The sequence below is a fragment of the Kitasatospora sp. NPDC059646 genome (genome assembly GCF_042734615.1).
GTDB lineage: Bacteria > Actinomycetota > Actinomycetes > Streptomycetales > Streptomycetaceae > Kitasatospora.
The window spans coordinates 22,772-40,525 of record NZ_JBHWDS010000049.1 but is presented as its reverse complement, the minus strand read 5'-3'; the positions used below and the strand labels follow the sequence as shown (position 1 = coordinate 40,525).

Genomic DNA, 17,754 nt, shown 5'->3' with positions numbered 1-17,754 from the left:
TTCGGGGCGCGCCGTCAGTACGCGACGGTGAAGCGCTCGCCGATGTGCTTCGGCTGCTCGATCTCGTCGACCAGGGCCACCGCGTAGTCCTCGGTGGAGATCCGGCTCTCGCCGTCCGCGCCGATCAGCAGGTCCTCCAGGCCGGTGCGGTAGGCGCCGGTGCGCTCGCCGGGGGCGATGGTGCCGGCCGGGGAGAGGTTGGTCCACCGCAGGTCGGTGACGGTGCGCAGGTAGTCCAGCGCGTCGCCGTGCGCGTGCATGATCTGCAGCAGGAACTCCGGCAGGCCCTCGGCGTCCCACACCTGCTTTCCGTCGGGCGTGCGCAGCGAGCCCGCGCCGCCCACCGTGATCAGCCGCGGCGCGTCCGCGCCCAGCGTGCGCAGGCCCGCCACCAGCGACTCGAAGGACGGCTCGATCAGCGCCTGGTGGCCCGGGCCGTCCCCGCCGCCGACCGCGCTGACCACGACGTCCGCGCCCTTGGCGTGCTCGGCGACCGACGCCGGGTCCAGCACGTCGCCGACCGCCACGGTCAGCGCGGGGTGGCTGAGCGTCAGCTTCGCGGGGTCGCGGACCACGGCGGTGACGGTGTGGCCGCGGCGCAGCGCCTCGGCCAGCACCCGGGAGCCGATGGTGCCGGTGGCGCCGTACAGGGTGATGGTGCTCATGGTGGAGGGTCTCCTTTGCCGTTTTCCGTCTGCTGTCCGACGGTACGGCGGGCCGTGCCCGGTGGACGAGGTGCCGAGCCGACAGCCCATGGTGAAAAACCGACAGCCGCCCGGTCAGCCCAGGTGGAACAGGGAGCCGTGGCCGGCGGCCACGGTGGCGGCGAGGACGGCCAGGTCGGCGAGGCCGAGGAGCAGGCCGAGGCGGGCCCGGACCGGGCGGGCGGTGCCGCGGTGCAGGGCGAGCGCGGCGAGGGCGACGGCCAGCGGGCCGAGGACCAGGTTGAACAGCAGCAGGCCGAGCAGGCCGAGGACGAAGGAGGCGACCGCGAGCTGGTCGGCCTCCGGGCGGGTGGTGCGCGGGGCGGTGGTGCGCGGGGTGGACACGGCGGACCCTCCTGGTCAGTGGCGGTGGGTGCGGGCGAGCCGCTCGCGGGCCGCGAACAGCAGCAGCCAGCCGGCGACGGCGGCGGCGGCGACCAGGAACACCGGGCCGGGCAGGTGGGCGGCGGCCCCGGCGAGCAGGCCGAGGGCGAGCAGGGCGAAGAGCAGCACGATGACACCTTCCCAATTTCGGCTAACAACTGTTCGCTGAAAGCTGGTCAGTACTCTAGCGGCGCTGGCCATTTTGGGCAAACAGTTGTTTACTGAACGCCGTGATCGAGACCCCCCACCCGACTCCCAGGAGCCGGCAGGCCCAGAAGCAGGCCAGTCGCCGCGCCCTGCTGGACGCCGCGCTCGCCCTGCTGGAGCAGCAGAACCTGAGCGGCCTCGGCGTGCGCGAGGTGACCAGGGCCGCCGGCCTGTCCCCGGCCGGCTTCTACCGGCACTTCGCCGACCTGGCCGAACTGGGCGTGGTGCTGGTCCAGGAGTCGCTGGCCAACCTGCACGAGATGGTCCGCGCGGTGTTCGCCGGCAGCGGTGGCCCGGAGCAGCTGATCGACCGCTCGGTCGAGGTGATCGACGCCCACGTCGCCGAGCACGCCGCGTACATCCGCTTCCTGGCCCGCGAACGGCACGGCGGGGTGAAGCCGGTGCGGGACGCGGTCGGCACGGAACTGCGGCGCTTCGCCGAGGAGTTGGCCGAGCTGCTGGCGCTGCGCCCGGAGCTGGCCGACTGGTCGGCGGGCGACCGCCGGATGCTGGCCGAGCTGTACGTGGACCGGATGGTCAGCACCGCGCTGGCGCTGGTCGAGGCCGACCCGGCCGAGCGGGCGGCGATCGCGGGGACGGCGCGCACCCAGTTGCGGCTGATCCACCTGGGAAGCCGTCACTGGAAGGCGGGTTGACGGACCGTCGGGCGGCGGTCGAGGGTGCCGCCGCCCTTGACAGGATGTCATGGGCGCGCCAATTTAGGGGGACCCCACGGCACCCCCACAGGGACCCCGCATCCCGAGAGGCACCCTCATGAAGAAGCCGCTCATCGGCGCGCTCGGCACCGTCCTGCTCGCCGGGACCGCCCTGGTCACCGCCACCCCCGCGTCCGCCGTCACCGTGAACCTGGCCGGGACGGTCGCGCTCAGCAACTGCTCCGGCTCGCTGATCCGGATGCCCAACTCGGTGGACACCGACCCCGGGCTGATCCTCACCAACGGCCACTGCCTGGAGACCGGCATGCCGTCGCCCGGCCAGGTGATCACCGACAAGGCGTCCTCGCGCAGCTTCACCCTGCTCAGCTCCACCGGCGGCAGCCTCGGCACGGTGCGCGCCAACCGGGTCGTCTACTCGACGATGACCGACACCGACGTCACGATCTACCGGCTGAGCACCACCTACGCGAGCATCAAGAGCCGCTACGGGATATCGCCGCTGACCATGTCCACCACCCACCCGGTGGCCGGCAGCGCGATCAAGGTCCCCTCGGGCTACTGGAAGACCATCTACTCCTGCAACGTGGACGGCTTCGCCTACCAGTTGAAGGAGGGCGGCTGGACCTTCAAGGACTCGCTGCGCTACACCTCCGGCTGCAACATCATCGGCGGCACCTCCGGCTCCCCGGTGGTCGACGTCAACAGCGGCCAGGTCGTCGCCGTGAACAACACCATGAACGAGGACGGCCAGACCTGTACGTTGAACAACCCGTGCGAGGTGGACCCGAACGGCGCGGTGGCGATCCACCAGGGCATCGGCTACGCCCAGGAGACCTACACCATCCCGAACTGCTTCGCCGCCGGCAACGTGCTCGACCTGACCCGGGCAGGCTGCGTGCTGCCCCGCCCGTAGCCGAGCCCACCCGCGCGCAGCCACCCGGGCATCCCCTCCTCGGGTGGCTGCGCGCGTTCGCCGGTCAGAGCAGGCGGCGCAGCAGCCGGGACTTCCCCGGGGTGAACGGCGGGTAGGCCAGTCGCAGGGTGTCCAGGGCCAGCGGCTTCGCCAGCACCGCCTTGGTGTGGCTGAACGTGTCCACCGAGTACCGGCCGTGGTAGCCGCCCTGCCCGCTCTCGCCGACACCGCCGAACGGCAGCCCGGGGACGGTGAGATGGGCGTTCGGGATGCCGAACGACAGCGCCCCCGAGGAGGTCTCGGCGGTCAGTCGCCGCCGGGTCCGCGCGGACGCCGTGAAGGCGTACAGCGCCAGCGGCTTGTCCCGGGCCGTGATGAACGCGATCGCGGCGTCCAGGTCCGGCACCCGGACGATCGGCAGCACCGGGCCGAAGATCTCCTCGCGCATCACCGGCGCCTGCGGGTCGACGTCCGCCAGCACCGTCGGCGCCAGGTAGCGCTCGGCCCGGTCGTGGCCGCCGCCGGTCACCAGCCGGCCGTCCGCCAGCAGCGCCGTCAGCCGGTCGAAGTGGCGCTCGTTGACGATCCGCCCGTAGTCCGCGCTGCGGGACGGGTCCTCGCCGTACATCTCGCGGATCGCGGCGGTCAGTTCGGACTCCAGCGCGGGCGCGGTGTCGCCGATCGCCAGCACGTAGTCGGGGGCGACGCAGGTCTGGCCCGCGTTCATGAACTTGCCCCAGACGATCCGGCGGGCCGCCGCCGCCAGATCGGCGCCCGGATCCACCACGGCGGGGCTCTTGCCGCCCAACTCCAGCGTCACGGGCGTGAGATGGCGGGCCGCGGCGGCCATCACGATCCGGCCGACGGCCCCGTTGCCGGTGTAGAAGACGTGGTCGAAGCGCTGCTCCAGTACGGCGGTGGTCTCCGGCACGCCGCCCTCGACCACGGCCACGGCCTGCGGATCGAGCACCCGCGGCAGCCAGTGCGCGAGCGCCGCCGAGGTCGCCGGGGCGAGCTCGCTGGGCTTCACCAGCACGCAGTTGCCGGCGGCGAGCGCACCGACCAGGGGTGCCAGCGCCAGCTGCAGCGGGTAGTTCCACGGGCTGATCACCAGCACCGTGCCGAGCGGCTCGCGCACGGTGCGGGCCCGGGCCGGCGCGAGCGCCAGCGGCACCGCGACCCGGCGCGGGCGCAGCCAGCGGGCCAGGTGGCGCAGGGTGTGGTCGATCTCCTTGATCGTGAACCCGATCTCGGTGACGTACGCCTCGGTCGGGCTCTTGCCGAGGTCGGCCTCCAGGGCGGCGGCGAACACCTCCTCCTGCTCGACCAACAGGCTCCGCAGGGCGCGGAGTTGGGCTTTCCGCCAGGCGATCGGCCTGGTCCGGCCGGTGGCGAATGCGGCCTGCAGGCGGGCGACGACGACGGCGGGAGCGGCGGCGGCCGGGGCGGCGGCGGGCAGGGGCTGGGCGGGCGTGGAAACGCCGGTGGGAGCGTTCATGGCGTCGAGCTTAAACGAAACGAAGGAGTTTCGTTTCGTTTTGGCTCGCCCCGTAACCTGGTCCCCATGACCCGCACCGCACCCCCAGCGACCCCGCAGCCGGCCGCGAAGAGCGCGCCGCGCCGGGGCCGCCCCCGCGACGCCGCCCGCGACCGGGCCATCCTGGACGCCACCCTGGCCGTCCTCGCCGAGAGCGGCTACCGCGCCCTGACCACCGCCGCGGTCGCCGCCCGCGCCGGCGTCTCCACCGCCACCCTGTACCGGCGCTGGTCCTCCAAGGACGAACTGGTCGTCGCCGCGGCCGCCACCCACATCGAGGACGTCCGCGCCCAGCCCGACACCGGCAGCCTCGAAGGCGACCTGCGGGTCCTGCTCCGCGACAAGGCCGCGGCGCTCACCGGCGAGCCCGGCCGCCTGATGCAGGCACTGGTCGGCGAGGCCGCCCAGAACACCGCGCTGGCCGACGCCCTCACCACCGCCTTCCTCGAACCCGTGCACCGGCGCGTCGACGAGGCGGTGCGACGGGCGGTGGAGCGCGGCGAGATCGGGGCCGTCCCGGACGCGGAGCTGCTCGGCGCGGTGGTGGTCGGGCCGCTCATGAGCCGCTTCCTGCTCACCCCCCGCCCGGACCAGGTCGACCCGGCCACGGCGCAGGCCACGGCCGACCGCTTCCTGCCGTTCGCGCTCCGGGCGGTGGGGGCTCCGGGGGCGGCCGTCGACCCGAAGCGGTTCTGACCGCGCGCCCGCAGCTCGGCCTCGCCGTTCCCCGAGCCCCCGACGGGGCTTTCGCCGATGGTCTTTCTGAAGCGGTGAATCGGTGCTTCAATCCTTGGCGTGGCCTATCGACGCACCGCCGCCGTTCAGGCCCGGCTCGACGGGCAGCGCGAGGCCGTCGTGCGGGCCGCCGTCGCGCTGCTCGCGGAGCGCGGGTACGCGGGGTGTTCGATGGCGGCCGTCGCGGAGCGGGCCGGGATCGCCACCGGCAGCATGTACCAGCACTTCGACGGCAAGGCCGATCTCGCGGTGACGCTGTTCCGGACGGTCTGCGGCCGGGAGATCGACGCCGTCACGGAGGCGGCCGAGCGGGCGGCGGATCCGCTGGACGGGATCGCCGCGGTGGTGGCGACCTTCGCCGCCCGGGCCATGAAGTCGCCGCGGCTGGCGTACGCGCTGCTCGCCGAGCCCGCCGACACGGTCGTCGAGGCCGAGCGGCTGGTGTTCCGGCGGGCGTTCCGGGACCTGATCGCCGGGCGGATCGACCGGGCCGTCGCGGCCGGCCAACTCCCGCCCCAGGAAGCCCGATTGACTGCCGCCGCGATCGTCGGCGCGGTCGGGGAGGCGCTGGTCGGCCCGCTGACCGACGGGCAGCCGCCGGAGGCCGTGCTGCCCGCGCTCGTCACCTTCACCCTGCGCGCCCTGGGAGGGCACTGATGGCAAGCACCCACGAGGTCACCAACCAGGTGCCCGACCCGTACGGGCACGACGTCGCCGAGGACCCCACCCTGCTGGGCGCCCTGGAGCGGGCCGGCGCGGGGTGGGCCGCCGGCGAACTGCACGCCCTCGGGCGGCTGGCCGGCACCGAGCGGGCCGCCGACTGGGGCCGGCTGGCCAACGAGAACCCGCCGGTGCTGCGCACCCACGACCGCTACGGGCACCGGGTCGACGAGGTCGAATTCCACCCCTACTGGCACGAGTTGATGCGGACCGCGGTCGAGCACGGCCTGCACGCGGCGCCGTGGCGGGACGACCGGCCGGGTGCGCACACCGCCCGGGCCGCGAAGTTCTACGTCTGGGGCCAGGTCGAGGCGGGCCACACCTGCCCGATCTCGATGACGTACGCCGCCGTGCCGGCCCTGCGCACCAGCCCCGAACTGGCGGCCGCGTACGAGCCGTTGCTCGCGGCCCGGGAGTACGACTTCGGGCTGCGCGAGCCGCACGGCAAGCGCGGGCTGATCGCCGGCATGTCGATGACGGAGAAGCAGGGCGGCTCGGACGTCCGCACCAACACCACGCGCGCCGTCCCGGCCGGCGACGGCACGTACCGGCTGGTCGGGCACAAGTGGTTCACCTCCGCCCCGATGTCCGACCTGTTCCTGACGCTCGCCCAGGCGCCGGGCGGGCTGTCCTGCTTCGTGCTGCCGCGGGTGCTGCCCGACGGCAGCCGCAACGCGCTGCGCCTGCAGCGGCTGAAGGACAAGCTCGGCAACAAGTCCAACGCGTCCGCGGAGCTCGAGTACGAGGACGCGGTGGGCTGGCTGGTCGGCGAAGAGGGCCGCGGGGTGCGCACCATCATCGAGATGGTCAACATGACCCGGCTGGACTGCACCGTCGGCGGCGCGTCCGCGATGCGGTACGGCGCGCTGCGGGCCGTCCACCACGCCACCCACCGGCGGGCGTTCGGCAAGGCGCTGGTCGAGCAGCCGCTGATGCGCAACGTCCTCGCGGACCTGGTCGTCGAGTCGGAGGCCGCCACCGCGATCGCGATGCGGCTGGCCGAGGCCACCGACCGGGCCCTCGGGGGCGACGAGCAGGAGGCCCGGTTCCGCCGCCTGGGCCTGGCCGTCGCCAAGTACTGGGTGTGCAAGCGCGGCCCGGGCCACGCCGCCGAGGCCCTGGAATGCCTGGGCGGCAACGGCTACGTCGAGGAGTCCGGCATGCCGCGGCTCTACCGGGAGGCCCCGCTGGTGTCGATCTGGGAGGGCTCCGGCAACGTCGCCGCGCTGGACGCGCTGCGCGCGATGGCCCGCCAGCCCGAGTCGGTGGCCGCCGTGTTCGCCGAGCTCGACGCCGCGAGCGGACTCGACCGGCACTTCGACGCCGCCGTCGCCGACCTCCGCAAGGACCTCGCCGACCCCGAGCACCTGGAGTACCGCACCCGGCGGCTGGTCGAGCGCCTCGCCCTGACCGTCCAGGCGTCCGTGCTGCTGCGCCACGGCCACCCCGCCGTCGCCGAGGCGTTCACCGCGACCCGCCTGGCCGGGGACTCCGGCCTCGCCTACGGCACCCTGCCCGCCGGCGTCGACACGGAGGCGATCCTCGCCCGCGTCCCGTCCCTGCCGACCGGCGCCCGGGGCGACGGATAAGCGCTGCTAGCGTGGCGGGCGAGTTCGATTCCCCCGTGTGCTGTGAAGGGTTGCGCCGGCGATGGCCAAGTTCCTGCTGAGTCTGCATCTGCTGGTCGCCGTGCTGTGCGTCGGCCCTGTCGCGGTGACGGTGAGCATGTTCCCGCGCAAGGCGAAGGCCGCGCTGGCGGCGGGGCCGGAGCAGGCGAGCGCGCAGGCCTCGGTGCGGATGCTGCACCGGATCACCAACGTGTACGCGCTGATCGGGATCGCGGTGCCGCTGCTCGGCGTGGGCACCGCGCAGGCGATGCACGTGCTGGGCAACGCCTGGCTGATCGCCTCGATGGTGCTGACCGCCGTCGCGGCGGGCGTGCTGCTGCTGTTCGTGCTGCCCGGTCAGCAGGCCACCGTGGACGCGCTGGACGCGACCGAGAACCAGGAGGCGGAGACGGCCCGGGCCACCGGCATGCTGAAGATGCTGCCGATGACCGCGGGCCTGTTCAACCTGCTGTGGGCGGTCGTCCTGGTGCTGATGGTCATCCGGCCGGGGTCGACGAACGGTGCGTGACGCCGCGCACCTCCAACCCGGCCAGTAGCTCGGCGGTGGCGGCCGCGACGGCGGCCACCGCCGCGTCGAACGCCTCCCGGTTGTGGGCGGCGGGGGCCCGGAACCCGGAGATCTTCCGGACGTACTGGAGCGCCGCCGCGTGCACGTCCTCGGGGGTGGCGTCGGGCGTCATCGGCGGGCGGAGCGTCTTGATGCTTCGGCACATGCCTCCAGTCTGCTCCGCCGGGCCGACACTCAGCCGGGGAACCGGCGGATCCGCACCCCGGCCCGCTTGACGGCACGCGCCACGACCGCCGTCTCGGCGCGCCGCACCCCGAGCGCGCCCAGCACCTCGGTGTGGAAGCGGTACAGCGCCGCGTGGTCCGGGCAGAACACGGCGGCCATCAGGTTGGTCGGCCCGCCGGTGGCCAGCACCCCGTGCACCTGCGGGTGCCGGGCCAGCGCCGCGCCGGCCGCGGCGAGCCGCCCGGGCGGCACCTCCAGCCACAGGTTGGCGTCCACCCCGACGCCCAGCAGCCGCGGGTCCACGCTCACGTGGGTCCGCAGCAGTCCGCCCTCCGCGAGCCGGCGCAGCCGCCGCCGGACCGTCGACTCGGGCGTGCCCGAGGCCGCGGCCAGCGCGGCGTGCGAGCGGCGGGCGTCCACCGCCAGCAGGTCCAGCAGGCGGTGGTCGAGCGGGTCCGGCTCCGGCGGCGGGCCGGTCGGCGGCGGCGGGGCCAGCAGCGCCTCCTGATCGGCCGTCAGCGCGCCGCAGCGCCACGCCGAGGCGTCCGCGAACAGGTGCAGAACGGCGTGCGCGGTGGACTCCACCACCGCGTCGGTGGCCGGGAGCTGCCCGTACAGCAGCCGGTCGCGTCCGGCCGCGCCGCCGAGCACCACCGCCGACACCTCCTGCCCGCCCAGCATGACGTCCACGAACGGGACGTCGTCCCGGGCGGCCAGGGCCAGCGCGATCGCGTCGACCCGGCCGCGCAGCACCCGCACCCGCAGCAGCAGCGCGTCGAGCGCCGCCGCCCGGGTGTCCGGCATCCGCACCACCCGGACCGCGCCGGTGCCCTGCAGCCGGCCCAGCCGCCTGGTCACGGTGCGCGCCGACACTCCCAGCACCTGCGCGATCCGCCCGACCTCCGCCCGCCCGTCCACCTGCAGCGCGTGCACCAGCTGCCGGTCGAGCGCGTCCAACACCGTGGCGGGATCCGCCGCGTCCGTGTCCATGCTGTCCGATCCCCGTCGAATTCCCCGCCCGGGACGTCCCGAAGCGCCGCCCTGACGGTACTCCTGGAGGCCCGTCGCACCGAAGGAGCACCCACCGTGAAGGACGTCCTGGCCGGCACCGAGAAGGCCCTGCGCGAGGTCGGAGAACGGCTGAGGGAGCGTCAGCCCGCCGAGCCCGTCGAGGCCGCCACTCCGCAGCAGGCGCACGCCGCGTTCGAGGCGATCGACCGGCCCGCCGCCGCCCTGCTCCGCGAACGGCTCACCGCGCTGCGCCCGGCGGCCGGCTGGCTGGACGGCGAATGGGAGCAGGACGTGCCGCGCAGCGGCGAGTGGTGGCTGTGCGACGCCACCGACGGCGCCGTGCAGTACCTGAGCGCGCTGCCGCAGTGGGCGGTCACCGCGACCCTGCTGCGCGACGGCGCGCCCGTGCTCGCCGTGGTGCACGCGCCGCTCGCCGGCACCACCCACACGGCGACCGCCGGCGGCGGCGCCCGGCTGAACGGCCGCCCCTGCGCGCCGCGTCCGCGCACCCTGGCCGGCGCGGTCGCCGCCACCTCGCAGCCGCCGCTGGTCGGCCGCGACCCGCGGGCGCTGCACGCCGCCGGGGCCTCGCTGGCCGCCGTCCTGCCGCGCGTCCTCGCGGTGCGCAACCTCGGCCCGACGGCGCTGCAGATCGCCCAGGTCGCCTCCGGACACCTGGCGCTGTTCTGGCAGTTCGGCGCCGACCCGGCGAACCTGCTGCCGGGCGCGCTGCTGGCCGCCGAGGCCGGGGCCGCCGTCACCGACGCCGAGGGCCGGCCGTGGACGCCGTCCGCGCCGTCCTTCGTCGCCGCAGCGCCCGGCGTGCACGCCGAACTCCTGGACGTGCTGCGGCCGGTGTGACCACGGGGCGGCCGACCGGCCCGGCGGGGCCGTCACCGCCACCGGGCGGACGTGGTGTCAATCGGCCCGGAACGGGGAGTGGTCGGCGCTTCCCGAGCCCCTGCTCCGGGCCGGCGCCGCTCGACGCGGAGCGGTCTGGGAACCGGGGTCACAGCCTGCCCAGCTCCGGCGGGAGAGTGGCCGCCGCGGTGAACACCGCGTCCGGGGTGGTGAGTTCGAGGTAGTGCAGGTCGCCGTGCCGGTGCCGGAGGGGCGGGTCGAGCGGCAGTGCGGACAGGTCGAGCTGCGGCAGGGTGTCCAGGGTGGCCCGGCCGAGCTTGATCATCGCCTCCTTGCGCACCCACTGCCGCAGGAACGCCCGGGTCGGGTCCGGGTGGCTGCGGAGCAGCTCGGTCTCGGCGGGGCTGAGCACGTGGCCGAGCGCGGCCGGGTCGTTGGCGCGCGGGCCCAGGTGTTCGACGTCCACGCCGACCGGGACGGGGCCGGCCGCGGCGGCGATGGTCCCGCCGGTGTGGGACAGGCTCAGGTGGACGCCGGGGCGGTCGGTGAGCAGCGGCCGGCCGTGGCCGGTCCGCCCGCAGCCGGGGCACTGCTGGCCGAACGCGACCTCGGCGGCGTCGATGCCGAGATGCGCGGCCGCACAGTACCGGACCAGCAGGTGGGCCGCCAGGTAGTCGTCGCGGTCGGCGGGACGGCGGAACCGGTCGGCGCGGGCGCGTTCGACGTCGCTGAGCAGCCGTTCGTCGGCGTCCGGGCGGGCCAGCACCTCGGCCGTGGTGGCGAGCAGGGCGAGCGGGTGGTTCGACACAGGTCTCCTTGTCCGTGCGGGCGCCGTGACCGGTTGTCCTGCCAACCTAGCCCGTTCGAATGAGTTTTCGGCGTGTCCGGGGCCGGAGGTCCGGTTCGTGCCGGTTCGGCGCTTTTGCTGACGGTGTCTGCTGCCCGCGGACTGACCGACCGTCAACGAGAGGGGTGTCCGTGCGACACGGCATCCGAACCAAGAACCGGATGGCCCGGCTTGCGGCGGTGACAGTGCTCACCGCCGCTCCAGTGATCACTCTGGCCTCGATCGGACAGGCGGACCAGCTGGCCCCGCCGCTCGGGCCGTGCGTCGGCACCTGTCCCGATCCGTTCCCACCGCTGAACAACGGCGACTTCGCCGGCTCCGACAGCACCATCAACGTGTTCGTCGGCGGCGACTACACCGTGCAGGGCCGGTCCGCCGAGGCCGAGGGGAAGATCGTCACCGTCCACGACCTCGTCGTCAACAAGGACGGCGGCGGCCTGTTCAACATGGGCGTGGTCGGCGTCGGCTCCCGGGTCGCCCCGCCGACCGGCACCGACCACGTCACGGTCGGCGGCGCGGTCGACATCCTGCCCGGCAACCGGGTGGCGATCGGCGGCGTCGACTCGCAGGAGACCCGCTGGGGCAACATGGTCTACGGCACCACCGAGACCGGCACCGTCGAGTTCGCGCCCCCCGGCGCACTGCGCCAGGACCCGGCGGCGATCGAGCCGTTCGCCGGCCTCACCCCGGTGATCGAGGGCCACTCCAGCTGCATGGGCGAGCAGACCGCCACCGGCGAACTGCTCGTGGAGGGCAACCTGTACACCTTCGTCGGCGACGGCCGGAGCATGCGCCAGGTCTTCAACGTCGACCGGAACATCGGCAGCGACACCGCCGCCGGCGACATCGTCTTCGCCGGCATCCCGGCCGGCGCGACGGTGATCGTCAACATGGTCGGCCCGGACCCGGTGCTGATCCGCACCAACACGGGCAGCGGCTTCCCCGGCGACCAGCTGACGGAGATGCAGCCGCTGCTGATGTGGAACTTCCCGGAGGCCGCGAACGCGACGATCTCCGGCGGCGCCCAGTTCCAGGGCTCGATCATGGCGGGCAACCCGGCCGGCACCGTCACCATCTCCACCCCCGGCACCAACGGCCGGGTGTACCTCGCCGGCAACCTGGTCCAGGAAGGCTCCGCGGGCACCGAACTGCACGCCTACCCGTTCAACGGCGACCTGCCGACCTGTGCGGAGAGCCCGTCGCCCACGCCGACGAGCCCCAGCCCCAGCCCCACCGAGAGCCCGAGCCCCACCCCCAGCCCGAGCCCCACGCCGACGCCGAGCCCCACGCCGACGCCGAGCCCGACTCCGACTCCGTCGCACACGCACACGCACAGTCCGCACCCGTCGCCGTCGGAGACGGACTGCCCGCCGACTCCGACGCCGTCGCACACCCACACGCACAGTCCGCACCCGTCGCCGTCGGAGACGGACTGCCCGCCGAGCCCGTCGCCGTCGCACACGCACACGCACAGTCCGCACCCGTCGCCGTCGCACACGCACACGCACAGCCCGCATCCGACGCCGTCGCACACCCACACCCACAGCCCGCACCCGACGCCGTCGCACACCCACACCCACAGCCCGCACCCGACGCCCTCGCACACGCACGAGCACAGCGAGCACCCCACGCCCTCGCACACGCACGAGCACAACAAGCCCTCGCCGAGCGTGGAGACCACCCACCCCGGCGGCCACCTGCCGAACACCGGCAGTGACCTGGTCGCCCCGGTGGCCGGTGCCGCCGCGGTGCTGCTGGGCCTGGGCGGCGCGGTGTTCGCCTTCGCGCGCCGCGGTCGCAGCCGCCGGCACTGACGCCCCGAGGCGGACGGCCGACAACTGAAGAACGCGTGAGCGGCCGGAACCCCGCGGGGCTCCGGCCGCTCCGGCGTGTCCGACGGGCCGTCAGGTGACCTCGCCGCGCCGGGCGAAGCGGTCCTCGCGCCACTCCCCGGAGGCCAGCACCTCGCGCAGCGCCGTCGCCGCGTCGTGCACGTCCGTCCGGGACAGGTACAGCGGGGTGAAGCCGAACCGCATCAGGTCGGGAGCCCGGAAGTCGCCGATGACGCCGCGGGCGATCAGCGCCTGGACGATCCGGTAGCCCTCCGGGTGCCGCAGCGCGACCTGGCTGCCGCGCCGGGCGGGGTCGCGGGGCGTCACCGCCTCGACGTCCAGATCGGCCGTCAGATGCATGAACAGGTCGGTGAGTTCGAGGCTCTTGGCGCGCACCGCGGCCGGGTCGGCCAGCTCCCACACGTCGAGCGAGGCCTCCAGTGCGGCCAGGCCGAGCACCGGCGGCGTGCCGGTCAGGAAGCGGGTGACGCCCTCGGCGGGGCGGTAGCCGGGCTCGAAGTCGAACTGCCGGGCGTGGCCGAACCAGCCGGTCAGCGGCTGCCGGGCGGCCGCGTGGTGGCGCTCGGCCGCGTACAGGAAGGCGGGCGCGCCCGGGCCGCCGTTCAGGTACTTGTAGCCGCAGCCGACCGCGAAGTCCACGCCGGCGGCGTCGAGTTCGATCGGCAGCGCGCCGGCGGTGTGGCACAGGTCCCAGACGGCGAGCGCCCCGGCCCGGTGGATCCGCTCGGTGACGGCCGCCATGTCCAGCAGCTCGCCGGTGCGGTAGTCGACGTGCGACAGCAGCACCACGGCGGTGTCCTCGTCGAGCACCGCGTCCAGCTGCGCCGCCGAGTCCAGCAGCACCGGCCGGGTGCCCGGGTGGAGGCCGGCCAGGCCGTCCGCGATGTACAGGTCGGTGGGGAACGCGTGCCGCTCGGCCACCAGGGCGCCGCGCCCGGGGCGCAGCCGCAGGGCCGCCCCGAGCACCTTGAACAGGTTGACGGAGGTCGAGTCGCAGACCACCACCTGGCCGTTCGCCGCGCCCAGCAGGTGCGCGCCGAGGCGGTCGCCGAGCCGGCCCGGCTGGTGGAACCACCCGGCGTCGTTCCAGGACCGGATCAGCCCGGTGCCCCACTCGTCGGCGACCACCTTCGCCAGGTGGGCGGGCGTGTGGCGGGGCAGCGCGCCGAGCGAGTTGCCGTCCAGGTAGAGCACGCCCTCGGGCAGCGTGAAGCGCTCGCGCAGCGGGTGCAGCGGGTCGGCGGCGTCGAGGGCCGCGCACTGCTCGCGGGTGGGAGCCATCATGTGCGTTGTCACAGTTCGTTCCTGACGGACCACAGTTCGGGGAAGACGTCCTGGTCGGCGGAGTGCTTCAGCCAGCTCAGTCCGCTGGAGCCGCCGGTGCCGGGCTTGCCGCCCATGGTGCGCTTCACGGCGGAGTAGTGGCGCTGCCGCCAGCGGGTGACCCGCTCCGCGGTGTCGAGCAGCGCCTCTCCGAGGCGCGCCAGGTCGGCGAGCTCCGGGTCGGTGTAGACGGCGCGCCAGGCGGCCTCGACGGCGTCGTCGTGCGGGCGGCGGGCGGCGGCCGGGGAGGCGGGTATCGTCAGGCCGCGCCGGGCCAGCACGGCCAGCGCCTCGTCGTACAGGCTGGGGGTGCGCAGCTCGGCGAACAGGTCGTCGTACTCGGCGGGGGAGTCCTGGTACATGGTGAGCAGGTTCTCGCTCTTGTTGCCGAGCAGGAACTCCAGCCGCAGGAACGCCGAGGACTGGAAGCCGGAGGCCTCGCCGAGCACCGGCCGGAACGAGTTGAACTCGGCGGGCGTCATGGCGGCCAGCAGGTCCCAGGACGAGACGAGCACGTCCTGGGTGTGCTGGCCGCGCCGCAGCGCGTCGCCGGCGGCCTGCAGGTCGTCCTCGCGGAGCGCGGCGCGGGCGGCGGTCCAGTCGCGGTGCAGCAGGTCGAACAGCAGCTCCATCACCTGGGTGGTGACGATGAACGTGTACTCCGAGGGCTCCGCGCTGCGGGGCTGCTGGAGCGAGTGCAGTTCCGACAGGCGCACGTACCGGGCGTACGGGGTGGTCGCGTCGGGTGCCTGCTCGTCGCCGAACCGCAGGTTGGGCCGGTGGGTCTGCCCGGTCATGGCCGGTACCTCCTGGTTCCGCCCGCTCCGGGGTGCGGCGGGCGCCACCATTGTGCGGCGCGGCGGCCTGCACTTGAATGGGCGTCGTAGCCCGATCGGCGGCAATGGCCTGCTGTTCGAAAGGCGCTGCGCCCCGATCGCCTGACGAACGCAAAGGAGCCGACGATGGACGCGGTGGACCGCCTGCTGCTGGCCGAGCTGCAGGCCGATGCCCGGCTGTCGTACAACGAGCTGTCGCGCCGGGTGAACCTGTCCCCGCCGGCGGTCGCCGAGCGGGTCCGCCGGCTGGAGGCGGACGGCGTGATCACCGGCTACCACGCGCACCTGGACCCGGCGAAGGCCGGCGCGGCCGTGATGGCCCTGGTGACGGTGCAGTGCTACGGGCCGCGCTGCGTGCTGCGCGACCCGGAGGTGGCGCACTGGCCGGAGGTCTTCCAGCTGCACCGGGTGACCGGCGGCGCGTGCTGCGTCCTGCTGGTCGGCGTCCCCGACATGCCGGCCTTCGAGCGGCTGACCGACCGGCTCGGCGGCTACGGCCAGCCGACCAGCTCGATGATCCTGTCCAGCCCGGTGCCGTGGCGGGCGATCCAGGCGTCCTGACGGGCGGTCAGTAGCCGTTCTCGGACGGGGCGAGGTGCACGCCGAGGCTCTCCAGGCCGTACAGGAACATCTCCACGCCGACGGCGGCCAGCAGCAGCCCGAGCAGTCGGGACACCACCTCCAGCGAGGTGCGCCGGCTGGCCCGCAGCAGCGGGGCGAGCAGCAGCACGCACACGCAGTCGACGGCGATCACCGCGATGTACATGGCGGCGACCGTGGAGTGCCATTCGAGGCTGTCGCGGGTGAGCGACTCGACCAGCAGCGCGGTGATCGCCAGCGGACTGGCCACGTACGGCAGCAGCAGTTCGCGGATGCCGTCGGCCAGGGGGTTGGCGAGGTGGCCCTCGCTGCTGCCGCCGCCGAGGTGGACGCCGAGCACCAGGGCCACCGCGTAGATGAAGAAGATCACCCCGCCGGCGATCTGCAGCGACTGGTCGGAGATGTGGAACAGCGCCGCCGTGAAGTCCGCGGTGTACGCCAGCGCCAGCCCGACCAGCGCCGCGACCAGCGAGGACACCAGGGTGAGCCGGCGCAGTTCGGCGAGCGTGCGGGTCTGGCTGAGCCGGGCGAAGGCCAGCAGCACCTTGGGCGGGCCGACCACGGCGAAGAAGGTGACGAAGACGGTGCTCAGGGTGATCGCCGACATGGCCCCATGATGGGCCGTCAGCGCAGCCGGACGACGACGCCACCCTGGCGGAGCACGTCGAGGATCGCGTCGAAGTAGGAGCGCTCCTCGTCGTCGGGGCCGGTGACCCGGCGGGTGAGGGCCTGGGCGGAGACCATCGCGTGGCGCCAGATCAGGACGTACGGGGGCTCGGGGGTGAAGCCGCCGCGCAGCACGTCGGCGAGGGCGTCCAGGTTGCGGCCGTAGTAGCCGTCCGGGGCGTGCACGGCGCGGCCGAGTTCGGCCCAGAAGGCCGGCTCGTCGGTGACCCGGTCGCCGTGCAGGACGTACTCGGGCGGCTGCGGTGCGGTGGGCATCGGGAGTCTCCCTGCGGGGTGGATCGGGTCGCCCGGATGGGTTCGCCGGGTCGAACGGGGCCGGTGCGCACGCTGGGATGGGCCCTACGGTCTTCTCTTCCACACCAGGGGCAACACCATGACCAGTCTGCACCGCAAGGATCTCGGCCTGTTGGCACTGCGCACGGCCGTGGGCGGTGTCCTGTTCGCGCACGGCGCCCAGAAGCTGTTCGGCTGGTTCGGCGGCGGCGGCCCGGAGGGCACCGCGCAGGCCATGGAGCAGATGGGCTTCGAGCCGGGCCGGCGCAACGCGCTGGCGGCGGGCCTCGGCGAGGCGGGCGGCGGCGCGCTGCTGGCGGCGGGCCTGGCCACGCCGGTCGCCGGGTCGGTGGTCGCCGGGACGATGGCGGGCGCGATCGCCGTGCACTACCCGGCGGGGTTCTTCGCGCACGGCGGCGGCTACGAGTACCCGGCGCTGCTGGGCGCCTGCGGCCTGGCGCTGGCGGTGTCCGGCCCGGGCTGCTACTCGGTGGACGCCGTGTCCGGGCACGCGCTGGGCCGCCCCTGGATGGGGGTGCTGGCGTTCGCGGCGAGCGCGCTGGGCGCGGTGGTGGTGGTGTCGCGCCGCCAGGACGTGGTGCGCAGGCGGGAGGCGCGGGCCGCGGACGAGGCGGCCCACGAGAACGGCACCGGGCTCTCCTGAGCGCCGCGACGAGACAGGGAGATTCACCGATGGAGCGACGGATCGGGGCGGCCGCGGGTTGGACGGCGGCCGTACTGCTGGCTTCGGCGGCGCTGGCCGGCTGCACCTCGGAGGGCAAGCCGACCGCGGAGGTGTCCTCGGCGCTGCAGGGCGCCAAGTCGGCGCTGGCCTCGGCCGCCGAGTCGGCGACCGCCAAGATCGGCTCGGCGGCGGCCTCGGCGGGCGCCTCGGCGGCGTCCTCGGCGGCGGCCGCCGCGTCCTCGGCGCTGGCGAGCGTCAAGGGCGGGCTGAACGCGAAGGACGACGTGGCGGTGGGAGCGGCGACCACCGGGTCGGACGGGAAGGCGGAGGCGACGCTGACGGTCACCAACCACGGCTCCCAGCCCGGCAAGTACACGATTCAGGTCAACTTCGACGACGCGTCGGGGAACCTGCTGGACGCCACCGTGGTGAGCGTGCCGGAGGTGGCCGCGGGGGCGACGTCGCAGGCCACGGCACGGAGCAACCGCTCGCTGAACGGTCCTGTGACGGCTGTGGTGGCGAATGCGCTGCGGTACTGAC

The 17,754-nt window shown here is 74.4% G+C and carries 22 protein-coding genes; 11 read left to right on the top strand and 11 right to left on the bottom strand.

What is annotated here, in order from left to right; genetic code table 11:
• Positions 1–14: 14 nt before the first annotated feature.
• The 3 genes from ACFV1L_RS28260 to ACFV1L_RS28250 form a co-directional block, all read right to left on the bottom strand.
• Complete coding sequence (locus ACFV1L_RS28260; RefSeq protein ID WP_380370913.1) at positions 15–665, bottom strand: NAD(P)-dependent oxidoreductase; 651 nt, start codon at positions 663–665, stop codon at positions 15–17.
• 114 nt (positions 666–779) lie between these two features.
• Positions 780–1,049, bottom strand: a complete 270-nt coding sequence (locus tag ACFV1L_RS28255) for a DUF4190 domain-containing protein (protein ID WP_380370910.1) — start codon at positions 1,047–1,049, stop codon at positions 780–782.
• 15 nt (positions 1,050–1,064) lie between these two features.
• Positions 1,065–1,217, bottom strand: coding sequence for a hypothetical protein (locus tag ACFV1L_RS28250; RefSeq protein WP_380370907.1), 153 nt, complete (start codon positions 1,215–1,217; stop codon positions 1,065–1,067).
• 101 nt (positions 1,218–1,318) lie between these two features.
• Between ACFV1L_RS28250 and ACFV1L_RS28245 the strand changes: the two genes are divergently transcribed.
• Together ACFV1L_RS28245 and ACFV1L_RS28240 are read left to right on the top strand one after the other, a co-directional pair.
• Positions 1,319–1,951: a TetR family transcriptional regulator gene (locus ACFV1L_RS28245; RefSeq protein WP_380370904.1), complete on the top strand. Its 633-nt coding sequence runs from the start codon at positions 1,319–1,321 to the stop codon at positions 1,949–1,951.
• Between the two features lie 118 nt (positions 1,952–2,069).
• Entirely contained in the window at positions 2,070–2,885 is an 816-nt protein-coding gene (locus ACFV1L_RS28240; protein ID WP_380370902.1) for a serine protease, read from the top strand.
• Between the two features lie 64 nt (positions 2,886–2,949).
• Here the strand turns inward: ACFV1L_RS28240 and ACFV1L_RS28235 are convergent, their stop codons facing one another.
• Positions 2,950–4,383, bottom strand: coding sequence for an aldehyde dehydrogenase family protein (locus tag ACFV1L_RS28235; protein WP_380370899.1), 1,434 nt, complete (start codon positions 4,381–4,383; stop codon positions 2,950–2,952).
• Between the two features lie 66 nt (positions 4,384–4,449).
• Here ACFV1L_RS28235 and ACFV1L_RS28230 point away from each other — a divergent pair, with 66 nt between their 5' ends.
• From ACFV1L_RS28230 to ACFV1L_RS28215, 4 genes are all read left to right on the top strand, one after another.
• Positions 4,450–5,118: a TetR/AcrR family transcriptional regulator gene (locus ACFV1L_RS28230; protein ID WP_380370897.1), complete on the top strand. Its 669-nt coding sequence runs from the start codon at positions 4,450–4,452 to the stop codon at positions 5,116–5,118.
• Positions 5,119–5,217: 99 nt separating this feature from the next.
• Positions 5,218–5,814 (top strand): TetR/AcrR family transcriptional regulator, encoded by a 597-nt coding sequence (locus ACFV1L_RS28225; protein WP_380370894.1) that lies wholly within the window; start codon positions 5,218–5,220, stop codon positions 5,812–5,814.
• The gene (locus ACFV1L_RS28220; RefSeq protein WP_380370891.1) at positions 5,814–7,466 is read left to right on the top strand and encodes an isovaleryl-CoA dehydrogenase; all 1,653 of its coding nucleotides are present in this window, start codon (positions 5,814–5,816) and stop codon (positions 7,464–7,466) included. Before ACFV1L_RS28225 ends, ACFV1L_RS28220 begins: the two co-directional genes overlap by 1 nt.
• Before the next feature lie 61 nt (positions 7,467–7,527).
• Complete coding sequence (locus tag ACFV1L_RS28215) at positions 7,528–8,013, top strand: hypothetical protein (RefSeq protein WP_380370890.1); 486 nt, start codon at positions 7,528–7,530, stop codon at positions 8,011–8,013.
• Here ACFV1L_RS28215 and ACFV1L_RS28210 read toward each other — a convergent pair.
• Positions 7,982–8,218 (bottom strand): DUF2277 family protein, encoded by a 237-nt coding sequence (locus ACFV1L_RS28210; protein WP_380370887.1) that lies wholly within the window; start codon positions 8,216–8,218, stop codon positions 7,982–7,984. The two genes, ACFV1L_RS28215 and ACFV1L_RS28210, sit on opposite strands and share 32 nt — an antisense overlap.
• A 29-nt stretch (positions 8,219–8,247) precedes the next feature.
• Positions 8,248–9,228: an Lrp/AsnC family transcriptional regulator gene (locus tag ACFV1L_RS28205; protein WP_380370885.1), complete on the bottom strand. Its 981-nt coding sequence runs from the start codon at positions 9,226–9,228 to the stop codon at positions 8,248–8,250.
• 96 nt (positions 9,229–9,324) lie between these two features.
• Between ACFV1L_RS28205 and ACFV1L_RS28200 the strand changes: the two genes are divergently transcribed.
• Positions 9,325–10,110, top strand: a complete 786-nt coding sequence (locus tag ACFV1L_RS28200) for an inositol monophosphatase family protein (RefSeq protein WP_380370883.1) — start codon at positions 9,325–9,327, stop codon at positions 10,108–10,110.
• 148 nt (positions 10,111–10,258) lie between these two features.
• Here ACFV1L_RS28200 and ACFV1L_RS28195 read toward each other — a convergent pair whose 3' ends face one another.
• Positions 10,259–10,918, bottom strand: a complete 660-nt coding sequence (locus ACFV1L_RS28195) for a 4'-phosphopantetheinyl transferase family protein (protein ID WP_380370880.1) — start codon at positions 10,916–10,918, stop codon at positions 10,259–10,261.
• 170 nt (positions 10,919–11,088) lie between these two features.
• Between ACFV1L_RS28195 and ACFV1L_RS28190 the strand changes: the two genes are divergently transcribed.
• Complete coding sequence (locus ACFV1L_RS28190; RefSeq protein WP_380370877.1) at positions 11,089–12,771, top strand: choice-of-anchor A family protein; 1,683 nt, start codon at positions 11,089–11,091, stop codon at positions 12,769–12,771.
• Between the two features lie 90 nt (positions 12,772–12,861).
• Here the strand turns inward: ACFV1L_RS28190 and kynU are convergent, their stop codons facing one another.
• Positions 12,862–14,091, bottom strand: a complete 1,230-nt coding sequence (kynU, locus tag ACFV1L_RS28185) for a kynureninase (protein ID WP_380370954.1) — start codon at positions 14,089–14,091, stop codon at positions 12,862–12,864.
• An 11-nt stretch (positions 14,092–14,102) separates the two neighbouring features.
• On the bottom strand, positions 14,103–14,930 hold the full coding sequence (locus ACFV1L_RS28180; RefSeq protein ID WP_380370875.1) for a tryptophan 2,3-dioxygenase: 828 nt from the start codon (positions 14,928–14,930) through the stop codon (positions 14,103–14,105).
• A 165-nt stretch (positions 14,931–15,095) separates the two neighbouring features.
• On the opposite strand from ACFV1L_RS28180, the gene ACFV1L_RS28175 reads away from it, so the two are divergent.
• Positions 15,096–15,530, top strand: coding sequence for an Lrp/AsnC family transcriptional regulator (locus tag ACFV1L_RS28175; protein ID WP_380370872.1), 435 nt, complete (start codon positions 15,096–15,098; stop codon positions 15,528–15,530).
• 7 nt (positions 15,531–15,537) lie between these two features.
• On the opposite strand, the gene ACFV1L_RS28170 is transcribed toward ACFV1L_RS28175, so the two are convergent.
• A complete protein-coding gene (locus ACFV1L_RS28170; RefSeq protein WP_380370870.1) occupies positions 15,538–16,176 on the bottom strand; it encodes a MarC family protein in 639 nt (212 codons plus the stop codon).
• A gap of 17 nt (positions 16,177–16,193) precedes the next feature.
• Positions 16,194–16,511 (bottom strand): barstar family protein, encoded by a 318-nt coding sequence (locus ACFV1L_RS28165; RefSeq protein WP_380370868.1) that lies wholly within the window; start codon positions 16,509–16,511, stop codon positions 16,194–16,196.
• A 118-nt stretch (positions 16,512–16,629) separates the two neighbouring features.
• Between ACFV1L_RS28165 and ACFV1L_RS28160 the strand changes: the two genes are divergently transcribed.
• The gene (locus ACFV1L_RS28160; RefSeq protein ID WP_380370865.1) at positions 16,630–17,193 is read left to right on the top strand and encodes a DoxX family protein; all 564 of its coding nucleotides are present in this window, start codon (positions 16,630–16,632) and stop codon (positions 17,191–17,193) included.
• Between the two features lie 29 nt (positions 17,194–17,222).
• A complete protein-coding gene (locus ACFV1L_RS28155) occupies positions 17,223–17,753 on the top strand; it encodes a hypothetical protein (RefSeq protein WP_380370863.1) in 531 nt (176 codons plus the stop codon).
• The last annotated feature ends 1 nt before the right edge of the window (position 17,754 follow it).